Below are 24625 nucleotides of genomic sequence, written 5' to 3'. Positions count from 1 at the left end.
CCGAAGTGCGGAGAACATCATGACCACCCCCAACGAAAAGATCGTTGAAGCGCTACGGGCCTCACTCAAGGAAACCGAGCGGCTGCGCCGACAGAACCAACAGCTCACCGAGGCATCGCGGGAACCCATCGCGATCATCGGCATGAGCTGCCGGTTCCCCGGCGGAGTACGGTCGCCGGAGGATCTGTGGCGGCTGGTCGCGGAGGGCAGGGACGCGATCTCCGGCTTCCCGACCGACCGTGGGTGGGACATCGAGTCGCTGTACGACCCGGACCCGGACCGGGAAGGCACGTTCTACGCGCGCGAGGGCGGCTTCCTGCACGACGCCGCCGACTTCGATCCGGCGTTCTTCGGCATCTCGCCGCGTGAGGCGCTGGCGATGGACCCGCAGCAGCGGCTGCTGCTGGAAACCTCCTGGGAGGTGTTCGAGCGGGCCGGGATCGACCCGGCGGCGCTGCGCGGCAGCCGGGCCGGTGTCTTCGTCGGCGCCTCCTCCCAGGCCTACGGCGCAGGTCAGTACGAGCTGCCGGACGGCGTCGAGGGCCATCTGCTCACCGGTACCGCCTCCAGCGTGGTGTCCGGGCGGCTCGCCTACGTCTTCGGCCTCGAAGGCCCGGCGGCCACCATCGACACCGCCTGCTCCTCCTCGTCGGTCGCGCTCCACCTCGCCGTGCAGGCGCTGCGCCAGGGCGAGTGCTCGCTCGCCCTGGCGGCGGGCGTGACGGTACTGGCCACGCCCGATGTCTTCGTGGAGTTCAGCCGCCAGCGCGGACTGTCCCCGGACGGCCGCTGCAAGTCCTTCGCGGCCGACGCGGACGGCACCGGCTGGTCCGAGGGCGTCGGCGTGCTGCTGGTGGAGCGGCTGTCCGACGCCCGGCGCAACGGGCACCCGGTGCTGGCGGTGGTACGCGGCTCGGCCGTCAACCAGGACGGCGCGAGCAACGGCCTCACCGCACCCAACGGTCCCTCGCAGCAACGAGTCATCCGGCAGGCGCTGGAGAACGCCCGGCTCACCGCCGACCAGATCGACGCCGTCGAGGCCCACGGCACCGGCACCCGGCTGGGCGACCCCATCGAGGCGCAGGCGCTGATCGCCACCTACGGCCAGGAGAAGTCGGCGGAGCGCCCGCTGTGGCTGGGCTCGTTGAAGTCGAACCTCGGTCACACCCAGAACGCCGCGGGCGTCGCCGGAATCATCAAGATGGTGATGGCGATCCGGCACGGTGTGCTGCCGCAGACGCTGCACGTCGCTGAGCCGACGCCGGACGTCGACTGGTCAGCGGGCGCCGTCTCGCTGCTCACCGAGGCACAGGACTGGCCGCAGACCGGCCAGCCGCGCCGCGCGGGCATCTCGGCGTTCGGAGTGAGCGGCACCAACGCCCACACGATCATCGAGCAGGCCCCCGAGGCGGATGCACCGGATGGGGACGCCGCTTCCCTGCCTGTTGTGCCGGTGGTCCTGTCGGCCAGGGGCACGGACGCGCTGCGTGAGCAGGCACGGCGACTTCGGGACCACGTGCTGGCCAACAGCACGGCCGGGCTGGCCGACATCGGCCACTCGCTCGCGCTCGGCCGGTCGACGTTCGAACGCCGCGCGGCCGTTGTCGCACCGGACCGCGACCGCCTGCTGGCCGGCCTTGAGGCACTGGCCGAAGGGCGCGGCGCGGCCGGGGTCGTTGAGGGTTCACCGGTGGGCGGCAAGCTCGCCTTCCTGTTCACCGGCCAGGGCAGCCAGCGATTGGGGATGGGACGGGAGCTTTACGAGGCATATCCCGTCTTCGCCGAGGCGTTGGACGACGTGTGTGAGCGGTTCGAACTTCCGCTGAAGGACGTGGTGTTCGGCTCGCGCTCCGAGTTGCTGGACCAGACCGGTTACACGCAGCCCGCGTTGTTCGCCGTTGAGGTGGCGCTGTTCCGGCTCGTCGAGTCGTGGGGCCTGAAGCCTGACTTCCTGGCCGGGCACTCGATCGGCGAGTTGGCCGCCGCCCATGTGGCTGGTGTGCTGTCGCTGGAGGATGCCTGCGCGTTGGTCGCCGCTCGTGGCCGGTTGATGCAGGAACTGCCCGGCGGCGGCGTGATGGTGGCGGTCCAGGCGGCGGAGGACGAGGTTGCTCCGCTGCTGGTCGAGGGCGTGAGCATCGCCGCGATCAACGGGCCCACGTCGGTGGTGATCGCGGGTGACGAGGACGCGGTCCTGGAGATCGCTTCCGGTTTTGAGACGCAGGGGCGTAAGGCCAAGCGCCTGACCGTGAGCCACGCGTTCCACTCGCCGCACATGGACGGGATGTTGGAGACGTTCCGCGAGGTGGCGTCGAGGCTCACGTTCGCCGCCCCGCGCATCCCGATCGTCTCCACCCTCACCGGCACGCTGGTCGGCGCGGAAGAGATCGGCACCCCCGACTACTGGGTCCGCCACGTGCGCCAGGCCGTCCGGTTCTTGGACGGCGTAAGGGCGTTGGAGGCCGAGGGCGTCACCACCTACGTCGAACTCGGGCCGGACGGGGTCCTGTCGGCGATGGCCCAGGACTGCGTGACGTCGGACGGCGTGACGTTCGTTCCCGTGCTGCGACGCGACCGTTTCGAGCCCGAAACCCTGGCCACGGCCCTGGCCCAGGCCCACATCAACGGCTTCCCCGTCGACTGGCAGGCGTACTTCGCGGGAGCCCGCCGCGTGGACCTGCCCACGTACGCCTTCCAACGCCAGCGCTACTGGCTGGAGCCGGGCTCCCCGGTGGGCGATGTGACGTCCGCCGGGCTTGAGAGGGCCGACCATCCGCTGCTGGGCGCGGCCGTGCCGCTCGCCGATTCCGACGGATTCCTCCTCACTGGCCGACTCGGCCTCGACACCCACCCGTGGCTTGCCGACCACGCGGTCATGGGCACCGTTCTGCTGCCCGGAACCGCCTTCGTGGAACTGGCGATACGCGCGGGTGACCAGGTCGGTTGCGACCGGCTGGCGGAGCTGACCCTCGAAGCGCCGCTGGTACTGCCTGAGCGCGGCGGCGTCCGCTTCCAGATCGTGGTCGGCGCCGTGGACGGTGCCGGTTTCCGATCCTTCAGTCTGTCCTCCCGGCTCCAGGACGCCCCCGCCGAGGAGCCCTGGACCCGGCACGCCACCGGCGTACTGGCCTCCGGAGCCCCGCAGGCCAGCGTCGACACGCTTGCCGAGTGGCCGCCGAAGGGCGCCGAGGAAGTGGACCTCGCCGGTCTGTACGAGGAGTTGGCGGCCACCGGGCTGCACTACGGTCCCACGTTCCAGGGCCTGCGGGCGGCCTGGCGGCGTGGCGCCGAGGTCTTCGTGGAGGTACGGCTGCCCGAGGCGGCCGAGTCGCAGGCTACGGACTTCGCCCTGCACCCCGCACTGCTGGACTCCGCACTGCATGGGCTCGGGCTGGGCGTGCTGGGCGACTCCGACGGCGGGCGGCTGCCGTTCGCCTGGAGCGGCGTGTCGCTGCACGCCAGCGGCGCTTCCGCGCTGCGGGTGCGGCTGGTGGCGACCGGTGCGCAGGGTGTGCGGCTGGAGATCGCCGACGTCACCGGTGCGCCGGTCGCGACGGTCGAGTCGCTGGTGCTGCGCGCGGTGTCCGCCGAGCAGGTACGGGCGGCACGCGCCGCGTACCACGAGTCGGTGTTCCGCCTGGACTGGGCGGAGCTCCCGACGGCAGCACAGCCCACGTCCCTGTCACTGGCGGTCATCGGCGACGACACCCTGGGCCTGGCCGCGGACACCTATCCGGACCTGGCCGCGTTGACCGCGGCCGTCGAGTCGGGGGCCGCTCGCGTACCCGACCGCGTGCTGGTCCCCTACGCACCCGCTGAGGCGGTACGCGCTGCGGTTGGCGGCGCGCTGGAGCTGGCGCAGACCTGGCTGGACGATGCGCGGTACGCCGGTTCACGGCTCGTCGTGGTGACCCAGGGCGCGGTGGCGGTCGGCGCCGACGCGACCGCCGATCCGGTGCTCGCCGCCGTCTGGGGGCTGATCCGGTCCGCCGAGTCGGAGAACCCGGACCGTTTCACCCTGCTCGACCTCGACGACCAGCCCGAGTCACGGCAGGCACTGCCCGCCGTACTGGCCGTGGAGGAACCGCAGTTGGCGCTACGCGGCGGCATACCCCGCGCCCCGCGACTGGCCCGGGTCGCGGTCGAGGCCGATGCGGCGCCGCGCCCGTACGACCCGGAAGGCACCGTGCTGATCACCGGCGCCTCGGGCATGCTGGGCGGGCTGTTCGCCCGGCATCTGGTGGCCGAGCACGGAGTGCGCCATCTGCTACTGGTCAGCCGCGCTGGCGCCGACTCCGCCAATGCCGACGAACTCACCGCGGAAATCGGCGCGTTGGGCGCGGAGGTCACCTGGGCCGCCTGCGATGTGGCTGACCGGGACGCGCTGGCCGGTGTGCTGGACGCGATCCCCGCCGCGCATCCGCTGACCGCCGTGGTCCACACCGCCGGCGTACTGGCCGACGGCATCCTCGCCTCCCAGTCGCCCGAGGGCGTCGACCGGGTCTTCCGACCCAAGGTCGACGGCGCCTGGAACCTGCATGAGCTGACCCGTGACCTGGACCTGTCCGGGTTCGTGCTGTTCTCCAGCTCCTCCGGCGTGTTCGGCGGCCCCGGCCAGGCCAACTACGCCGCGGCGAACGCGTTCCTCGACGCCCTCGCCCAGCACCGCCGCTCCCAGGGCCTGCCCGCCACCGCGCTGGCCTGGGGCCTTTGGGGCGAATCCGGCGGTATGGCCGCCACGTTGGACGAGACCGACCTCCGCCGACTGCGCCGCTCCGGACTGCCCCCGCTGTCCACGGCCGAGGGCCTGGAACTGTTCGACCTCGCGCGGACACACACCGACGAGCCACAGCTCGTACTGATGCGCGTCGACGTCTCCGCGCTGCGCACCCAGGCCGCCGCGGGCGCGATGTCACCGCTGCTGCGCGGACTGGTCCGCACCCCGATACGGCGCGCCGCCGGTGGCGCCGGAGCCGGGCTCGGCGGCGAGTCGGCCCTGGCCCGGCAACTGGCGGGCCTGACCGCGCCGGAACAGGACCGGCTCCTGCTGGACCTGGTACGTACCCAGGTCGCCGCGGTGCTCGGCTACCCCGGCCCGGCAACGGTCGAATCCGGCCGTGCCTTCAAGGAGTTGGGCTTCGACTCCCTCACCGCCGTCGAACTGCGCAACCTCCTCAGCGACGCCACCGGGCTACGGCTGCCCGCCACACTGGTCTTCGACTATCCCACCTCCGTCGCCCTCGCCGAGTACCTGCGCACCGAACTGCTAGGTGACCAGACCGAGTTGGTCGGCCCCGTGGCGCGGGCCGACGATGACGATCCGATCGCCATCGTGGCGATGAGCTGCCGCTTCCCCGGCGGCGTGCGGTCGCCGGAGGACCTGTGGCAGTTGCTGGCCGCCGGGGGCGACGGCATCTCCGGGTTCCCCACCGACCGCGGCTGGGACCTTGACGCGCTCTACAGCGCCGACCCCGACCGCGAAGGCACCAGCTACGCACGCGAGGGCGGCTTCCTGCACGACGTCGCCGACTTCGACTCGGCGTTCTTCGGCATCTCGCCGCGTGAGGCGCTGGCGATGGACCCCCAGCAGCGGATCCTGCTGGAAACCTCCTGGGAGGCGTTCGAACGAGCGGGCATCGACCCGACGGCGCTTCGCGGCAGCCGCACCGGAGTGTTCGTCGGCTCCAACGACCAGGACTACCTGACCCTGTGGTTGCAGGACCCCGACGGCCTCGAAGGACATCTGGGCACCGGCAACGCGGCCAGCGTCGCCTCCGGACGCATCTCGTACACGTTCGGCCTTGAGGGGCCCGCGCTCACCGTCGACACTGCCTGCTCGTCCTCGATCGTGACGCTGCACCTGGCCGCCCAGGCACTGCGCAACGGCGAGTGCACACTGGCGCTGGCCGGGGCGGTGACGGTGATGTCCACGCCCGGCGCGTTCACCGAGTTCAGCCGCCAGCGCGGGCTGGCCGCGGACGGCCGCATCAAGGCCTTCGCCGCCGCCGCCGACGGTACGAGCTGGTCGGAGGGCGTCGCCATGCTGCTCGTCGAGCGGCTGTCCGACGCGCGGCGCAACGGCCACCCGGTACTGGCCGTGCTGCGCGGCAGCGCCATCAACCAGGACGGCGCGAGCAACGGGCTCACGGCGCCGAACGGTCCGTCGCAGCAGCGGGTGATACGCCAGGCACTGGCCGCGGCCGGGCTGTCGGCGCGTGACGTGGACGCTGTCGAGGCGCACGGCACCGGAACGACGCTCGGCGACCCGATCGAGGCGCAGGCACTGCTGGCCACCTACGGCAAGGACCGTCCCGAGGGACGGCCGCTCTACCTGGGCTCGGTCAAGTCCAACATCGGCCACACCCAGGCCGTTGCCGGTGCCGCCGGAGTCATCAAGATGGTGATGGCGATCCGGCACGGCGTGCTGCCGCAGACCCTGCACATCGACGAGCCCACGCCGCACGTCGACTGGTCCGCGGGTGACATCGCCCTGCTGACCGAGGCCGTGCGGTGGCCGGAGACGGGACAGCCGCGCCGCGCCGGCATCTCCTCCTTCGGCTACAGCGGCACCAACGCACACGCCATCATCGAGCAGGCACCGCCCGCCGACGCACCGCCCGTCGCGGAGCCGTCGGCGCGGCTGCCGTATGTTCCCGTCGCCCTCTCCGGCAGGTCGGGCGCCGCGCTGCGCGCACAGGCCGAGCGGCTGCGCACCCACCTTGAGGCGGAGCCCGGCCTGGCCCTGCTGGACGTCGCGTACTCGCAGGCCGTCACGCGCGCCGCGTTGGACCGCCGCGCGGTGGTCGTGGCCCCCGGAAGGGACGAACTGCTCACGAGCCTGGCCGACCTGGCGGCGGACCGCACTTCCGCCGCGCTGGTGGAGGGGAACGCCTCCGAAGGCAAGATGGCGTTCCTGTTCACGGGGCAGGGCAGCCAGCGGCTCGGGATGGGTCGGGAGCTGTATGAGATCTATCCGGCGTTCGCTGAGGCGTTGGACGCGGTGTGTGAGCGGGTTGGACTGCCGCTGCGAGAGGTGATCTTCGGGGCTGATGGTGGCCTGTTGGACCAGACGGCTTATACGCAGCCCGCGTTGTTCGCGGTTGAGGTGGCCCTGTTCCGGTTGGTGGAGTCGTGGGGGCTGCGGCCTGACTTCGTGGCCGGGCACTCGATTGGTGAGTTGGCCGCGGCGCATGTCGCTGGTGTGTTGTCGCTGGATGATGCGTGTGCGTTGGTGGCCGCTCGTGGTCGTCTGATGCAGGAGCTGCCGGGTGGCGGTGTGATGGTGGCGGTCCAGGCGGCGGAGGACGAGGTTGCTCCGCTGCTGGTGGACGGTGTGAGTATCGCGGCGATCAACGGGCCGACGTCGGTGGTGATCGCGGGTGATGAGGCTGCGGCTCTGGAGATCGCGGCTGGTTTTGAGGCGCGGGGTCGTAAGACCAAGCGGTTGACCGTGAGCCACGCGTTCCACTCGTCGCACATGGACGGGATGCTGGACGCCTTCCGCGAGGTGGCCGCGGGGCTGATGTATGAGGCTCCCCGCATTCCGATCGTCTCCAACCTCACCGGTTCTCTGGTGTCGGCCGACGAGATTTGCTCGCCGGAGTTCTGGGTTCGGCATGTTCGGGAGACCGTGCGGTTCCTGGACGGTGTGCGGGCGTTGGAGGCCGAGGGCGTCACGACCTTCGTTGAGCTGGGGCCGGATGGTGTGTTGTCGGCGATGGCGCAGGAGTGCGTCACGGCCGAGGAAGCGGCGTTCGTTCCGGTGCTGCGTGGTGGGCGTGCTGAGGCGGAGACGCTGACGGCTGCGGTCGCTCGGGCGCATGTGCGTGGTGTGGCCGTGGACTGGGAGGCACTCTTCAAGGGCACGGGAGCGTGCCGGGTCGAGCTGCCGACCTATGCCTTCCAGCGGCGCCGCTACTGGCCGGAGATCACGCGAGCCGCTGGCCGTCCTTCGGGTGAGGCCGGTTGGCGTTATCGGGTGGCGTGGCGTTCGTTGGGTGGGGTTTCTGCGGCGTCGCGGTTGTCTGGTGAGTGGTTGGTTGTGGTGCCGGAGGTGGGGGCTTCGGCGGATGTTGTGGCGGGGCTGGCCGGGCGTGGGGCCGGTGTTCGGGAGTTGGTGTTTGACGCTGACCGTGGTGTGTTGGCGGAGCGGCTTGCCGGGTTGGGTGGGTCGCTGGTTGGTGTGGTGTCGGTGTTGCCGGGTGTGGTGTCGACGGCTGTGTTGGTGCAGGCGTTGGGTGATGCCGGTGTGGTGGCGCCGTTGTGGTGTGTGACGCGGGGTGCGGTGTCGGTTGCGGCGTCGGATCGGTTGCGTGATGTGGCTCAGGCTGGGGTGTGGGGTCTGGGTCGGGTTGTGGGGTTGGAGCATCCGGAGCGTTGGGGTGGGCTGGTTGATCTGCCGGAGACGGTGGATGGGCGGGTGTTGTCCTGGTTGGTGGGGGTGCTGGCTGGCGCGGTTGGTGTTGAGGATCAGGTTGCGGTGCGTTCGGCGGGGGTGTTCGGGCGTCGGCTTGTTCGTGCCCCGCAGGATGGTGCCGAGGGTGGCTCGTGGGTGCCGAGTGGCACGGTGCTGGTCACTGGTGGTACGGGTGCGTTGGGTGCTGAGGTGGCCCGTTGGCTGGTGCGTCATGGCGTCGGGCGTGTGCTGCTGACCAGTCGTCGGGGTATGGACGCTCCGGGTGCTGTCGAACTCCAAGCCGAGTTGGCTGCCACTGGTGTCGAGGTGGTGATCGCGGCCTGTGATGTGGCGGATCGCGACGCGCTGGCGGAGCTGCTGGCCGCCATTCCGGCCGAGCAACCGCTGACCGGGGTCATCCATGCCGCGGGTGTGCTGGACGACGGTGTGCTGGACGCACTTACGCCTGAGCGCTTTGAGAAGGTGTGGCAGGCGAAGGCGGCCTCCGCGCTCAACCTGCACGAGCTGACCCGCGAGCTCGACCTGTCCGCGTTCGTACTGTTCTCATCGATCAGCGGCACGCTAGGCAGCACCGGCCAAGCCAACTATGCGGCTGCGAACGCCTACTTGGACGCGCTGGCCGAACAGCGGCGCGCGGACGGCCTGGTGGCGACGTCCGTTGCCTGGGGTGCCTGGGCAGCAGGTATGGCGGCCGATGAGGAGTTGGAGCGTCGGATGCGGCTGGGCGGTGTGCCGCCGATGGCCGCCGATCTGGCGATCGAGGCCCTACAGCACGCGCTGGACCAGGACGAGGCCGTGCTGGCCGTCGCCGACATCGACTGGGAGCGGTTCGCACCCGGCTTCACCGCCGTACGCCCCAGCCCGCTGCTGGCCGAACTCCCCGAAGCCCGGAGCACCGCGCCCGCCGTTCCCGACGGCGATGCGCGCTCGACGCTGGCCCAGCGTCTCATCGGACTGTCCGAGGCGGAACGAGAGCGCGTCACCCTCGAACTCGTCCGTACGTATGTGGCCGAGGTACTGGGGCACTCCGACGTGGAGGAGGTCGAGGCCCAGCAGGCGTTCAAGGAGCTTGGTTTCGACTCGTTGACCGCTGTGGAGTTGCGCAACCGGCTTGGTGCGGCGACCGAGTTGCGGTTGCCCGCGACGCTGATCTTCGACTATCCGACTCCGGCCGCGTTGGCGGAGTACCTGCGCAGTGAACTGCTGGGCGTCCAGGCAGCGATCAGCGGTCCCGTGGTGCGGGCGGCGGACGACGATCCGATCGCGATCGTCGCGATGAGCTGCCGCTTCCCCGGCGGTGTGCGATCGCCGGAGGACCTGTGGGAGCTGTTGGCATCCGGTGGTGACGCGATTTCCGGGCTGCCCATGGACCGCGGCTGGGACGTCGAGTCGCTCTACGATCCCGACCCGGACGCCTCGGGCTCGATGTACACCCGCGAGGGCGGCTTCCTCTACGACGCGGCCGACTTCGATCCGGCGTTCTTCGGCATCTCGCCGCGTGAGGCGCTGGCGATGGACCCGCAGCAGCGGTTGCTGCTGGAGACGTCGTGGGAGGCGTTCGAGCGCGCGGGTATTGATCCGGTGACGCTGCGCGGCAGTCAGGCCGGAGTCTTCGTCGGCACCAACGGCCAGGACTACCTCTCCCTCCTGCTACAGGAACCCGAGGGCCTCGAAGGGCACTTGGGCACGGGCAACGCGGCGAGCGTCGTCTCCGGTCGGCTCTCCTACGTCTTCGGCCTCGAAGGCCCGGCGGTCACCGTGGATACGGCGTGCTCGTCGTCGCTGGTCGCGCTGCACTGGGCGATCCAGGCGCTGCGCAACGGCGAGTGCGACCTGGCGCTGGCCGGTGGTGTGACGGTGATGTCCACTCCCGGCACCTTCATCGACTTCAGCCGTCAGCGTGGTTTGGCGGCGGATGGTCGGGTTAAGGCGTTCGCGGCGGGCGCGGATGGTACGGGGTGGGGTGAGGGCGTCGGCATGCTGCTGGTCGAGCGGTTGTCGGACGCCCGGCGCAACGGCCACCCGGTGCTGGCGATCGTGCGTGGTAGTGCGGTGAACCAGGATGGTGCGAGTAACGGGCTTACGGCGCCGAACGGTCCGTCGCAGCAGCGGGTGATCCGGCAGGCGCTGGCCAGTGCGGGGCTTGACGCCGCTGATGTGGACGCCGTGGAGGCGCACGGTACCGGTACGACGCTGGGCGACCCGATCGAGGCGCAGGCACTGCTCGCCACGTACGGCCAGAACCGGCCCGAAGGGCGCCCGCTCTATCTGGGTTCGATCAAGTCGAACATCGGTCACACGCAGGCGGCGGCCGGTGTGGCGGGGATCATCAAGATGGTGTTGGCGATGCGGCATGGTGTGTTGCCGCGGACCCTGCACGTCGACGAGCCGACACCGCACGTGGACTGGTCCGAGGGCGATGTCGCCCTGCTGACCGAAACCGTGCAGTGGCCGGAGACACAGGGGCCACGGAGGGCCGGTATCTCGTCGTTCGGCTTCAGCGGTACCAACGCGCACACGATCATCGAGCAGGCTCCCGAGGCGGATGTCTTCGCGGTTGAGGGTGGTGTTGCGGCGCCGGTTGTGCCGGTGGTCTTGTCGGCCAAGGGTGGGGATGCGTTGCGTGATCAGGCGCGGCGTCTTCGCGACCATGTGCTGGCCGAGGCCGAGGCTGGTGTGGTTGATGTTGGTTTCTCGTTGGCGGTTGGCCGCTCGGTTTTCGAGGACCGTGCGGTGGTGGTTGCCCACGAGCGTGAGGCGTTGCTGGCCGGGCTGGAGGCTCTGGCTGAGGGGCGTGAGGCCGCTGGTGTGGTGCAGGGCTCGCCGGTGGGCGGCAAGGTGGCCTTCCTGTTCACCGGGCAGGGCAGCCAGCGCGTCGGGATGGGCAGCGAGCTTTACGCGACTTACCCGGTCTTCGCCGAAGCCCTGGACGCGGTGTGTGAACGGTTCGAAGTACCGCTGCGGGATGTGATCTTCGGAGCCGACGGCGGCCTGCTGGACCAGACTGCCTACACGCAGCCCGCGTTGTTCGCGGTCGAGGTGGCGCTGTTCCGGCTCGTTGAGTCGTGGGGGCTGAAGCCTGACTTCCTGGCCGGGCACTCGATCGGCGAGTTGGCCGCGGCGCATGTCGCTGGTGTGTTGTCGCTGGATGATGCCTGCACGTTGGTGGCCGCTCGTGGCCGCCTGATGCAGGAGCTGCCGGGTGGCGGCGTGATGGTGGCGGTCCAGGCGGCGGAGGACGAGGTCGCGCCGCTGCTGGTCGAGGGCGTGAGTATCGCGGCGATCAACGGGCCTACGTCGGTGGTGATCGCGGGTGATGAGGCTGCGGCTCTGGAGATCGCGGCTGGTTTTGAGGCGCGGGGTCGTAAGACCAAGCGGCTGACTGTCAGCCACGCGTTCCACTCGTCGCACATGGACGGGATGCTGGACGCCTTCCGCGAGGTGGCCGCGGGGCTGACGTATGAGGCTCCCCGCATTCCGATCGTCTCCAACCTCACCGGTTCTCTGGTGACGGCGGAGGAGATTTGCTCGCCGGAGTTCTGGGTTCGGCATGTTCGGGAGACCGTGCGGTTCCTGGACGGTGTGCGGGCGTTGGAGACCGAGGGCGTCACGACCTTCGTTGAGCTGGGGCCGGATGGTGTGTTGTCGGCGATGGCGCAGGAGTGCGTCACGGCCGAGGAAGCGGCGTTCGTTCCGGTGCTGCGTGGTGGGCGTGCTGAGGCGGAGACGCTGACGGCTGCGGTCGCTCGGGCGCATGTGCGTGGTGTGACCGTGGACTGGGAGGCGTTCTTCGCCCGTACCGGCGCGCGTCGGGTGGGCCTGCCGACCTATGCCTTCCAGCGTCAGCGCTACTGGCCGGAGATCTCCACGGAAACGCGGGAGGACTTCGCTGGCGGTTGGCGTTATCGGGTGGCGTGGCGTTCGTTGGGTGGGGTTTCTGCGGCGTCGCGGTTGTCTGGTGAGTGGTTGGTTGTGGTGCCGGAGGTGGGGGCTTCGGCGGATGTTGTGGCGGGGCTGGCCGGGCGTGGGGCCGGTGTTCGGGAGTTGGTGTTTGACGCTGACCGCGGTGTGTTGGCGAAGCGGCTTGCCGGGTTGGGTGGGTCGCTGGTTGGTGTGGTGTCGGTGTTGCCGGGTGTGGTGTCGACGGCTGTGTTGGTGCAGGCGTTGGGTGATGCCGGTGTGGTGGCGCCGTTGTGGTGTGTGACGCGGGGTGCGGTGTCGGTTGCGGCGTCGGATCGGTTGCGTGATGTGGCTCAGGCTGGGGTGTGGGGTCTGGGTCGGGTTGTGGGGTTGGAGCATCCGGAGCGTTGGGGTGGGCTGGTTGATCTGCCGGAGACGGTGGATGGGCGGGTGTTGTCCTGGTTGGTGGGGGTGCTGGCTGGCGCGGTTGGTGTTGAGGATCAGGTTGCGGTGCGTTCGGCGGGGGTGTTCGGGCGTCGGCTTGTTCGTGCCCCGCAGGATGGTGCCGAGGGTGGCTCGTGGGTGCCGAGTGGCACGGTGCTGGTCACTGGTGGTACGGGTGCGTTGGGTGCTGAGGTGGCCCGTTGGCTGGTGCGTCGCGGCGTCGGGCGTGTGTTGCTGACCAGTCGTCGGGGTATGGACGCTCCGGGTGCTGTCGAACTGCAAGCCGAGTTGGCTGCCACTGGTGTCGAGGTGGTGATCGCGGCCTGTGATGTGGCGGATCGCGACGCGCTGGCGGAGCTGCTGGCTGGCATTCCGGCCGAGCAACCGCTGACCGGGGTCATCCATGCCGCGGGTGTGCTGGACGACGGTGTGCTGGACGCACTTACGCCTGAGCGCTTCGAGAAGGTGTGGCAGGCGAAGGCGGCCTCCGCGCTCAACCTGCACGAGCTGACCCGCGAGCTCGACCTGTCCGCGTTCGTACTGTTCTCATCGGTGAGCGGTGTCTGGGGCACCGCTGGCCAGTCCAACTACGCCGCCGCCAACGCCTACTTGGACGCGCTGGCCGAACAGCGGCGCGCCGAGGGCCTGACCGGAACCTCGGTGGCCTGGGGACCGTGGGCCGACGGCGGTATGGCGGCCGATGAGGAGTTGGAGCGTCGGATGCGGCTGGGCGGTGTGCCGCCGATGGCCGCCGATCTGGCGATCGAGGCCCTACAGCACGCGCTGGACCAGGACGAGACCGTGCTGGCCGTCGCCGACATCGACTGGGAGCGGTTCGCACCCGGCTTCACCGCCGTACGCCCCAGCCCGCTGTTCGCCGATCTGCCCGAGGCACGCCGTGCCCTGAACAAGAGCAGCGCTGGCACGTCCTCCTCGGCTGACGAAAGCCGAGGCGTCGACTCCTCGCTCGTGCGGCGGCTGGTCGGGCTCTCCGAGGCCGAGCAGGGCCGCGAGCTGCTGAACCTGGTGCGCGGTGCCGTGGCGGTCGTGCTCGGGCACGCCGGTGCCGAATCGGTCGGCGCCAACCGGGCGTTCAAGGAGCTTGGTTTCGACTCGTTGACCGCTGTGGAGTTGCGCAACCGTCTTGGTGCGGCGACCGAGTTGCGGTTGCCCGCGACGCTGATCTTCGACTATCCGACTCCGGCCGCGTTGGCGGAGTACCTGCGCAGTGAACTGCTGGGCGTCCAGGCAGCGATCACCGGTCCCGTGGTGCGGGCGGCGGACGACGATCCGATCGCGATCGTCGCGATGAGCTGCCGCTTCCCCGGCGGAGTACGCAATCCCGAGGACCTCTGGCGGCTGCTGGCGTCCGGTGTCGATGCCATTGGGGAGTTCCCGACCGATCGTGGGTGGGACGTCGAGTCGCTCTACGACCCGCACTCCGACGGCCAGAACACCTCCTACGCGAACGAGGGCGGCTTCCTTTACGAGGCAGGCGAGTTCGACCCCGCGTTCTTCGGTATCTCGCCGCGTGAGGCGCTGGCGATGGACCCGCAGCAGCGGCTGCTGCTGGAAACGTCGTGGGAGGCGTTCGAGCGGGCCGGGATCGACCCGGCGACGCTGCGCGGCAGTCAGGCCGGAGTTTTCGTCGGCACCAACGGCCAGGACTACCTCTCCCTGGTACTGAACTCGGTCGGCGGCGGCGACGGCTTCATGAGCACCGGAAACTCGGCAAGCGTCGTATCCGGCCGGCTCTCGTACACGTTCGGGCTTGAGGGCCCGGCCGTGACGGTCGATACGGCGTGCTCGTCGTCGCTGGTCGCGTTGCATCTCGCGGTGCAGGCGCTGCGCAACGGCGAGTGCGAGCTGGCGCTGGCCGGTGGCGTGACGGTGATGTCCACGCCGGGTGCGTTCATCGAATTCAGCCGTCAGCGTGGTTTGGCGGCGGATGGACGAGTTAAGGCGTTCGCTGCCGCGGCCGACGGTACGGGGTGGGGTGAGGGTGTCGGCATGCTGCTGGTTGAGCGGTTGTCGGACGCCCGGCGCAACGGTCATCCGGTGCTGGCGATCGTGCGTGGTAGTGCGGTGAACCAGGATGGTGCGAGTAACGGGCTTACGGCGCCGAATGGTCCGTCGCAGCAGCGGGTGATCCGGCAGGCGCTGGCCAGTGCGGGGCTGAACGCGTCCGACGTTGACGCTGTTGAGGCGCACGGTACCGGTACGACGCTGGGCGACCCGATCGAGGCGCAGGCGCTGCTGGCGACGTACGGCCAGAACCGGCCCGAAGGTCGCCCGCTCTATCTCGGCTCGATCAAGTCCAACATCGGCCACACGCAGGCCGCGGCCGGTGTCGCCGGTGTGATCAAGATGGTGCTGGCCATGCAGCACGGGATGCTGCCGCAGACCCTGCACGTCGACGAGCCGACACCGCATGTGGACTGGTCCGAGGGCGATGTCGCCCTGCTGACCGAAACCGTGCAGTGGCCGGAGACACAGGGGCCGCGGCGAGCCGCCGTCTCCTCCTTCGGAGTCAGCGGCACCAACGCGCACACCGTCCTTGAACAGGCCCCCGCAGCGGACACATCCGGCACGGAACAGGTGTCGGACAACGCCATCACGCCATGGCTGCTCTCGGCCAGGACCGAACCCGCACTACGCGACCAGGCCGAGCGGCTGCTGGCCCACCTCACGGACAACGCCGAACTACGGCCGGTGGACGTGGGATTCTCGCTGGCCACCGGCCGGGCGGCGCTGGAGCACCGGGCCGCTGTGGTCGCGCGGGACACAGACGAGCTCCTCCAGGGTCTGCGCGCACTGGCAGCGGGCTCGCCCGACGTGGGCGTGGTACACGGCGAGATGGGTACCGACGGCAAGGCGGCCTTCCTGTTCACGGGGCAGGGTAGTCAGCGGCTTGGTATGGGTCGGGAGTTGTATGAGGCGTATCCGGTGTTCGCGGATGCGTTGGATGCGGTGGTCGCCGAGTTGGACGGGCACCTGGAGCGCCCGTTGTATGAGGTGCTGTTCGGTTCGCATGCGGGGTTGTTGGATCAGACGGCGTATACGCAGCCTGCGTTGTTCGCGGTCGAGGTGGCGTTGTTCCGGTTGGTGGAGTCGTGGGGCATCAGGCCCGACTTCCTGGCTGGGCACTCGATCGGTGAGTTGGTCGCGGCGCATGTCGCTGGTGTGTTGTCGCTGGCTGATGCGTGTGCGTTGGTGGCGGCTCGTGGCCGGTTGATGCAGGAGCTGCCTGGTGGTGGTGCGATGATCGCCGTGCAGGCCGCGGAGGACGAGGTGGGTCCGTGGTTGACCGATGGGGTTGGTGTTGCGGCGGTCAACGGTCCGACGTCGGTTGTGATCGCTGGTGATGAGGGTGAGGCGCTGGCGGTCGCTGGGCGGTTTGAGGAGTTGGGTCGTAAGACCAAGCGGTTGACGGTGAGCCATGCGTTCCACTCGGCGCATATGGACGGCATGTTGGCGGATTTCCGTAAGGTGGCGGAGGGGCTGAGGTACGAGGCTCCTCGGATTCCGATCGTCTCCAACCTGACGGGTGCGTTGGTCACCGCTGAGGAGATCTGCCTGCCTGACTTCTGGGTGCGTCATGTGCGTGAGGCCGTGCGTTTCCTCGATGGCATCCGTGTGCTGGAGGCGGAGGGGGTGACGGCGTATCTCGAACTGGGGCCGGATGGTGTGTTGTCGGCCATGGCCCAGGAGTGCGTCACGTCGGAGGGCGCGGTGTTCGTCCCGGTACTGCGGGCCGGACGCTCGGAAGCCGAGACCGTGACCACCGCGCTGGCCCAGGCCCACGTCAGCGGCATCGCCGTTGACTGGCGGGCGTACTACGCCGGAACCGGCGCCCAACGCGTCGACCTGCCCACCTACGCCTTCCAGCACCAGCGCTACTGGGTCGACACCTTCGCGGTGTACGAGGACGTGGCGTCCGTCGGACTCGGAGCCGTCGGACATCCGCTGCTCGGTGCGGCGGTGGAACTTCCGGACTCGGACGGGGTGTTGCTCACCGGCCGGTTGTCGGTCCAGAGCCACCCCTGGCTGGCCGACCACACGTTGCTCGACGCGGTCGTCGTGCCGCCGTCGGCCTTCGTGGAACTGGCGATACACGCTGGGGAGCAGGTGGGGTGCGGTGCGCTGGACGAGCTGACCCTGGATGCGCCGCTGGTGCTGCCGGAGCGCGGTGGTGTCCAACTGCGCGTCACGGTGGGCGCGTCCGACGAGTCGGGGCGGCGCGCGTTGTCCGTGCACTCGCGCCCGGACGAGGCCACCGGCGACGCCGTACGGCCCGACCTGCCGTGGACCCGCAACGCCATCGGCGTACTTGCCGCACAGGGCGGTCCCGAGCCGCAGCCCGGCCTGGCGGAATGGCCGCCAGCCGGTGCCACCTCCGCGCCGTCCGACGCGGCCGAGGTCTACCGCCACCTCGCCGCCGCCGGACTGGTGCACGGACCGGTGTTCCAGGGCCTGCACAAGGTGTGGACGCACAACGACGAGATCTACGCGGAAGTGCGCCTCGCGCCGGAACAACAGTCCGACGCCACCCGGTTCGCTCTGCATCCGGCGCTCCTCGACGCGGCCCTGCACGCCCGCGCCCCGCACATTCCCGGTGACGCGCTGCCGCTGTCGTGGCGCGGTGTGAGCCTGCATGCCAGCGGTGCCTCGGCGCTGCGGGTGCGGATCGTGCCGGAAGGGGACGACACCGTGTCCCTGACTGCGGCGGACGAGTCGGGCAATCTCGTGGCGTCAGTGGCCGCCGTGGCCCTGCGCCCGTTCGCCGTGGACCAGACGGAACAGCTCGCCACGCACAACGACGCACTGTTCCGTCTCAACTGGACCCACCTTCCCGTCGCCGCGGCGACACCGGGCCGCTATGCCATCGTGGGCGCCGCGGACCACGAGCTGGGTGTCCTGGGTGAGGCGTTCGAGGACCTGGCGGCACTGGACGCGGCCATCGCCGCCGGCCATCCGGTACCGGACGCCGTCCTCGTGCCCGTCCTGCACAACACGCCCGAAGCGGTAGCGGCGCCGGTCCATGACGCGGCCACCCGTGCGCTCGGCACACTGCAAACCTGGTTGGCCGGTGAGCGGTTCGGCTCGGCACGGCTGGTGTTGGTCACCCGGGGCGCGGTCGACACCGGTGGCGACGGGCTGCCGACGGACCTGGCGGCCGCCCCGGTCTGGGGGCTGGCCCGCTCGGCGCAGTCGGAGAACCCGGACCGGATCGTCCTGCTCGACCTCGACGCGACCGCCTCGACATACGAGGCCGTACCGGGAGCCATCGCCTCCGGTGAGCCCGAACTGGCCCTGCGCGCGGGCGCGGCCTACGTACCGAGGCTGGCCAGGGTCGAGACGGCGGCCGGGGACGTCACTCGGACCATCGAGCCCGAGGGAACCGTCCTGATCACCGGCGCCACCGGCGGCCTGGGACGGCTGCTCGCCACACATCTGGTGGCCGAGCACGGCGCACGCCGTCTGCTACTGGTCAGCCGCAGCGGTGAGGCAGCCGAGGGCATGGCCGAACTGCGCGACCAGCTGACCGAGTTGGGCGCACACGTCACGGTGGCGGCCTGCGATGCCGCCGACCGTGCGGCGCTTGCCGAAGTCCTGGACCGGGTCCCGGCGGAACACCCGTTGACGGCCGTCGCGCATGTCGCCGCGGTGCTGGACGACGGTGTGGTCGACAAGCTCACCCCCGAGCGGCTGGCCGGGGTGCTGCGGCCGAAGGTCGACGCCGCGGTCAACCTGCACGACCTCACCAAGGACCGCGACCTGTCCGCGTTCGTGATGTTCTCCGCTGCGGCGGGCACCCTGGGCGCCGCGGGACAGGCGAACTACGCGGCGGCCAACGTCTTCCTGGACGCCCTTGCCCGGCACCGGCGCGCCCAGGGGCTCCCGGCGGTCTCGCTGGTCTGGGGCATGTGGGCGGAAGAACGCGGTATGGCAGGACGGTTGGCGGCGGCGGACCGGACGCGTACGGCACTCGGCGGCATGGTGCCGTTGGCGGCCGACGAGGGCCTGGCGCTGTTCGACGCCGCCGTCACAACCGGCGAGGCCGTACTGGTGCCCGTCCGGCTTGACTTCGCCAAGCTGCGGGCTGCCGCCGCGACGGGCGAACTGCACCCGATGTTTCGGGGGTTGGTCCGCACTCCGGGCCGCCGGAGCGCGCGGCCCGACCAGGGCGGCACGGCGGGACGGGAGAGCATCGCGCAGCGGCTGTCGCGGCTGTCGGCGGCCGAGCGGGAGCGCACGGTGCTGGACCTGGTACGTGCCCAGGTCGCCGCGGTGCTCGGGTACGCCTCGGCCGAGCTGGTCGGTGCCGGTCAGGCGTTCCGCGAGCTGGGCTTCGACTCCCTGACCGCGGTGGAACTGCGCAACAGGCTGAACGCTGCCACCGAACTGCGGCTTCCGGCCACGTTGATCTACGACTACCCGACCCCGGCCGTGCTCGCCGAGTACCTGCTGGCCGAGGTCGTACCGGACGCGGCGGGGGAGCCGAAGAACTCCGTACTGGAGGAGTTGGACCGGCTGGAGAACGCCCTGTCCGCGCTGGCACCGGACGATGTCTCGGAGCTGGTGCCGGACGAGGCGGCGCAGGCCCGTATCGCGGTACGGCTGCAGTCGCTGTTGGCGAAGTGGAACGACGTCCGCGGCGCGGCGGAGGGCGGCGCGGCGGACGTCCTCGAAGAGGCCAGCGACGACGAACTCTTCGACTTCATCGACAAGAGGTTCGGCAAGGGCTGAGCGATTCCAACACCGACCACCGCGACGATCTCGACCATTTCGAATGGATGAAGCGCCAATGGCGAACGAAGCAAGGCTCCGGGAATACCTCAAGAAGGTCACGACGGAACTCGACGAGACCTATGGGCGGCTGCGGGAAATCGAGGACCAGGCACGGGAGCCCATTGCGATAGTCGCGATGAGCTGCCGTTTCCCCGGAGACGTGCGGTCGCCCGAGGAACTGTGGCGGCTGCTGGAGTCGGGCGGTGACGCGCTCACCGGCTTCCCGGCGGACCGCGGTTGGGACGTGGAGGGGTTGTACGACCCGGACCCGGACAGCCGTGGCACCTCCTACACCAGAGAGGGCGGCTTCCTCAGCGACGCCGCCCGCTTCGACCCGGCCTTCTTCGGGATCAGCCCGCGTGAGGCGCTGGCGATGGACCCGCAGCAGCGGCTGCTGCTGGAAACCGCGTGGGAGGCGTTCGAGCGGGCGGGCGTCGACCCGGTGACGCTGCGCGGCAGCCAGTCGGGTGTCTTCGTCGGCGTCAACGGCTCCGACTACCTGAACGCGCTGTTGGAGGCGGACGACGACTTCGCCGGACACCTCGGCACGGGTAACGCGGCCAGCGTGATATCCGGTCGCCTTTCCTACACCTTCGGCCTCGAAGGTCCGGCGGTCACCGTCGACACCGCCTGCTCGGCGTCCCTGGTCGCGCTGCACCTCGCGGTGCAGGCGCTGCGCAACGGCGAGTGCTCGCTGGCACTTTCGGGCGGCGCGCACGTGATGGCGACTCCCGGCCTGTTCGTGGAGTTCAGCCGCCAGCGCGGCCTTTCCGCCGACGGCCGCTGCAAGGCGTTCTCCGCCGACGCCGATGGGTTCGGCCCGGCCGAGGGTGTGGGCATGCTGCTGCTGGAGCGGCTGTCGGACGCCCGTAGGAACGGCCACCCGGTGCTGGCCGTGGTGCGGGGCAGCGCCGTCAACCAGGACGGCGCGAGCAACGGCCTTACGGCCCCCAACGGGCCGTCCCAGCAGCGGGTGATCCGCCAGGCGCTGGCGAACGCCCGACTCACCGCCGACCAGGTCGACGCGGTCGAGGCGCACGGCACCGGTACCTCGCTTGGTGACCCCATCGAGGCGCAGGCACTACTGGCCACCTACGGCAAGGAACGACCGGAGGGCCAGCCGCTGTGGTTGGGCTCCGTGAAGTCCAACATCGGGCACACACAGGCCGCGGCCGGTGTCGCCGGTGTGATGAAGATGGTGCTGGCGATGCGGCACGGTGTGCTGCCGAAGTCACTGCACATAGCCGAACCCTCCCCGCACATCGACTGGTCGACCGGCGCGGTGTCGCTGCTGACGGAGCCGCGGGAGTGGCCGGAGACCGGACACCCGCGTCGCGCCGGCATCTCGGCCTTCGGTTTCAGTGGGACGAACGCGCATGTGATCGTGGAGCAGGCGCCGGTTGAGGTTGTGGCGGAGGAGGAGCCGCAGGCTGTTTCTGGCGTTGTGCCTGGTGTGGTGGTGTGGCCGTTGTCCGGTAAGGGTGAGGCCGCGTTGCGGGGTCAGGCGCAGCGGTTGCTGGCGGTGTTGGACGCTGGGGTGGATGGGCGTCCGGTGGATGTGGGGTGGTCGTTGGCCACGGGTCGGGCTGCGTTGGATCACCGTGCGGTGGTGCGGGGTGCGGATCTGGCGGAACTGCGGTCCGGGGTGGAGGCGTTGGCCGCTGGTGGGATGGCGGCTGGGTTGACCTGTGGTGTGAGTGTCGGTGGTAAGGCGGCGTTTGTCTTTCCGGGGCAGGGGTCGCAGTGGGTGGGCATGGCGGTGGGGTTGTTGGATGCCTCGCCGGTGTTCGCGGCGCGGATCGATGAGTGTGCGGCGGCTTTGGAGCCGTTCACTGATTGGTCGTTGGTTGATGTGCTGCGGGGGAATGAGGGTGCGCCGTCGTTGGACCGGGTTGATGTGGTTCAGCCGGTGTTGTTCGCGGTGATGGTGTCGTTGGCTGAGCTGTGGCGGTCGGTGGGTGTTGTGCCCGCTGCCGTGGTGGGGCATTCGCAGGGTGAGATCGCTGCCGCGTGTGTGGCGGGGATCCTCAGTCTTGGCGATGCGGCGCGGGTGGTTGCGTTGCGTAGTCAGGCGATTGGGCGGGTGCTGGCCGGGTTGGGTGGCATGGTCTCGGTTGCCCTGCCGGTGGGGGATGTTCGGGAGCGGCTGGCTGTTTGGGGTGAGGATCGGGTTTCGGTGGCGGCGGTCAACGGTCCGTCCTCGGTTGTGGTCTCCGGTGAGCCGGTCGCGTTGGATGAGTTGTTGGCTTCGTGTGAGGCCGATGGGGTGCGGGCGCGTCGTGTTCCGGTGGATTACGCCTCGCATTCGGCGCAGGTGGAGCTTTTGCGGGACGAGCTGTTGGAGATTTTGGCTCCGATCGTTCCGGGGTCTGCGCGGGTGCCGTTCCTTTCGACGGTCACGGGTGAGTGGGTGCGGGGTCCGGAGCTGACGGCGGAGTACTGGTTCCGTAATCTGCGGCAGACGGTGGAGTTGGAGAGGGCGGTCCGTGCGCTGCTGGAGCAGGGCTTCGGGGTCTTCATCGAGTCCAGTGCGCATCCGGTGCTCACTGTTGGTGTTCAGGAGACGATCGAGGACTGCGGCCGTCAGGCGGCGGCTTTGGGGTCCTTGCGGCGTGATGAGGGTGGGCTGGAGCGTTTCTACGCTTCGCTGGGTGAGGCCTACGTACATGGTGTGACCGTTGACTGGGACGCGGTCTTCGCGGGAACCGGCGCCCACCGGGTCGACCTGCCCACCTACGCCTTCCAGCGCCAACGCTACTGGCCGGAGGCCTCCGCGCTGGAGACGGTCGAGTCTTCGCCGTCCGACCCGACCGACGCCCTGTTCTGGGAGGCCGTCGAGCGCGAGGACCTGGAATCCCTCGCCGACACCCTGGAGATAGACGGCGACCAGCCGCTCAGCGCGGTACTGCCCGCACTGTCCTCGTGGCGCCGCACCAACCGCGAGCGCTCGACGGTGGACGGCTGGCGCTACCGCGTGACGTGGAAGCCGCTGCCGGAGGACGGCACGGCCCGGCTCTCCGGAACCTGGCTGCTGATCGCACCCGAGTCCGAAGCCCCCAGGGCGGCCGATGTCACCCGTGTGCTGACCGAACGCGGTGCGATCGTCAGGCAGTTGACGCCGACTGCCACCGATCGGGAGTCGCTGGCCAAGGACCTTGCCGTCGAAGGCACGGAACTCAGCGGAGTGTTGTCGCTGCTGGCCTTCGAGGGCCAACCCCTGCACTCCGCCCTCGCGTTGTTGCAGGCGATGGCCGACGCCGAGGTCAGCGTGCCGCTGTGGTGCGTGACCACGGGTGCGGTGTCGGTCGGAGCCGCCGATCGGCTGACGCATCCGGCGCAGGCGCTGGTGTGGGGCCTTGGCCGGGTGGCGTCCATGGAGCACGGTGAGCGCTGGGGCGGTCTGGTCGATCTGCCCGAGGCCGCCGATGACCGCGCGCTGGCCCGAATGGCCGCCGTGCTGGCCGGGACGGACGGGGAAGACCAGGTCGCGGTCCGCTCCTCGGGACTGTTCACCCGCAGGCTGGTGCGGGCCGCGCTGGCGCAGACGCCCGCGGTGCGCGAGTGGCGGCCGGACGGCACCGTACTGGTCACCGGCGGTACGGGCACGCTCGGCGCGCACGTCGCCCGTCACCTGGCCCGTAACGGTGCCCAGCGGCTGCACCTGGTCAGCCGACGCGGCGCTGACGCCCCCGGTGCCGCCGAGCTGCGCGCCGAGCTGGCCGAGTTGGGCGCCGAGGCCACCATCTCCGCGTGCGACATCGCCGACCGGGCCGCACTCGCCGCGCTGCTCGACGCCATCCCCGCCGACCGTCCGCTCACCGCCGTCGTGCACACCGCGGCCGTGCTGGACGACGGGGTGATCGAGGGGCTGACCCCGGAACAGGTTGACGCTGTGCTGCGGGTCAAGGTCGACGGCACGCTCAACCTGCACGAGTTGACCCGCGACCTCGACCTGTCCGCGTTCGTGCTGTTCTCGTCCTTCGCCGCCACCTTCGGCGCCCCCGGGCAGGGCAACCAGGCCCCCGGCAACGCGTTCCTAGAGGCGCTGGCCGAACAGCGCCGCGCCGACGGGCTGACCGCCACCACCATCAACTGGGGCCCGTGGGGCGACGGCAGCGCGGTGGGCGGCGCGATCGGCGACCGTATGCGCCGCCACGGCATCAACGAGATGGCACCGGAACGCGCGGTCGCCGCGCTCGGCCATGTGCTGGACCGGGACGAGACGGCGTTGACCGTCATCGACATGGACTGGAAGCGGTTCGCGCTCGCCTTCACCGCGGACCGCCCCCGTCGACTGCTGCACGAACTCCCCGAGGCGCGCGAGGTCATCGAGAACGCGCAGAGCGACACCGCCGACGACCTCACCGGTGGCGTGCCGCTCACCAAGCAGCTCGCCGGACTGCCGGGCACCGAACAGGAGCGGCTGCTGCTGGAGTTGGTGCGCAGTGCCGTGGCCGCGGTGCTCGGTTACTCGGGCGCGGAGGCGGTGGAGGCGAACCGGGCGTTCAAGGAGTTGGGCTTCGACTCGCTGACCGCCGTGGAGCTGCGGAACCGGTTGGGCGCGGCGAGCGGGCTGAAGCTGCCGCCGACGCTGATCTTCGACCACCCGACACCGTCGGCGGTCACCGCCTATCTGCGAGCCGAGGTGCTGCCCGACGCGGCGGAGACCGGCGCGTCGGTGCTCGAGGAACTCGACCGGCTGGAGGATCTGCTCGCCGACAGCAACCCGGACAACGTCATCCGCGCCCGGGTCACCATGCGGTTGCAGTCGCTGCTGGCGAAGTGGAACGACACGGAGTCCCCGGCGGCCGAGGAGTCGGCGTCGTCGGACGACGTGCTGGACGATGTGGACCAGCTCCAGTCGGCCACCGACGAGGAGTTGTTCGCGTTCATCAACAAGGGACTCGGCCGCGCATGATTAGCGCCGCCGGTTGAGGGTAATTCCGTCAATGCGCGCCGCACTCGGCGGCATTGACGGAATTCTCGGCGTCGGTCAGGATGCCGTATTGCCCGTGCATCGGCACGGATTGTTTCCCGGGGCGTGGTGCCCGGACCCCCGCCAGGGGTGGGTAG

The 24625-nt window shown here is 70.1% G+C and carries 2 protein-coding genes; both read left to right on the top strand.

The genetic code is table 11. The annotated features are described in order from the left end of the window. The first annotated feature begins 19 nt into the window (after positions 1–19). Entirely contained in the window at positions 20–19510 is a 19491-nt protein-coding gene (locus tag P3G67_RS19160) for an SDR family NAD(P)-dependent oxidoreductase (RefSeq protein ID WP_391858293.1), read from the top strand. 58 nt (positions 19511–19568) lie between these two features. Further along, complete coding sequence (locus tag P3G67_RS19155) at positions 19569–24470, top strand: type I polyketide synthase (protein WP_276094525.1); 4902 nt, start codon at positions 19569–19571, stop codon at positions 24468–24470. Positions 24471–24625 lie beyond the last annotated feature (155 nt).

Origin of the sequence: Streptomyces silvisoli, assembly GCF_029269905.1 — a bacterium.
Classification (GTDB): Bacteria; Actinomycetota; Actinomycetes; order Streptomycetales; family Streptomycetaceae; genus Streptantibioticus_A; species Streptantibioticus_A silvisoli_A.
The sequence above is the reverse complement of the archived record's forward strand: the minus strand, read 5'-3'. Positions and strand labels throughout refer to the sequence as shown.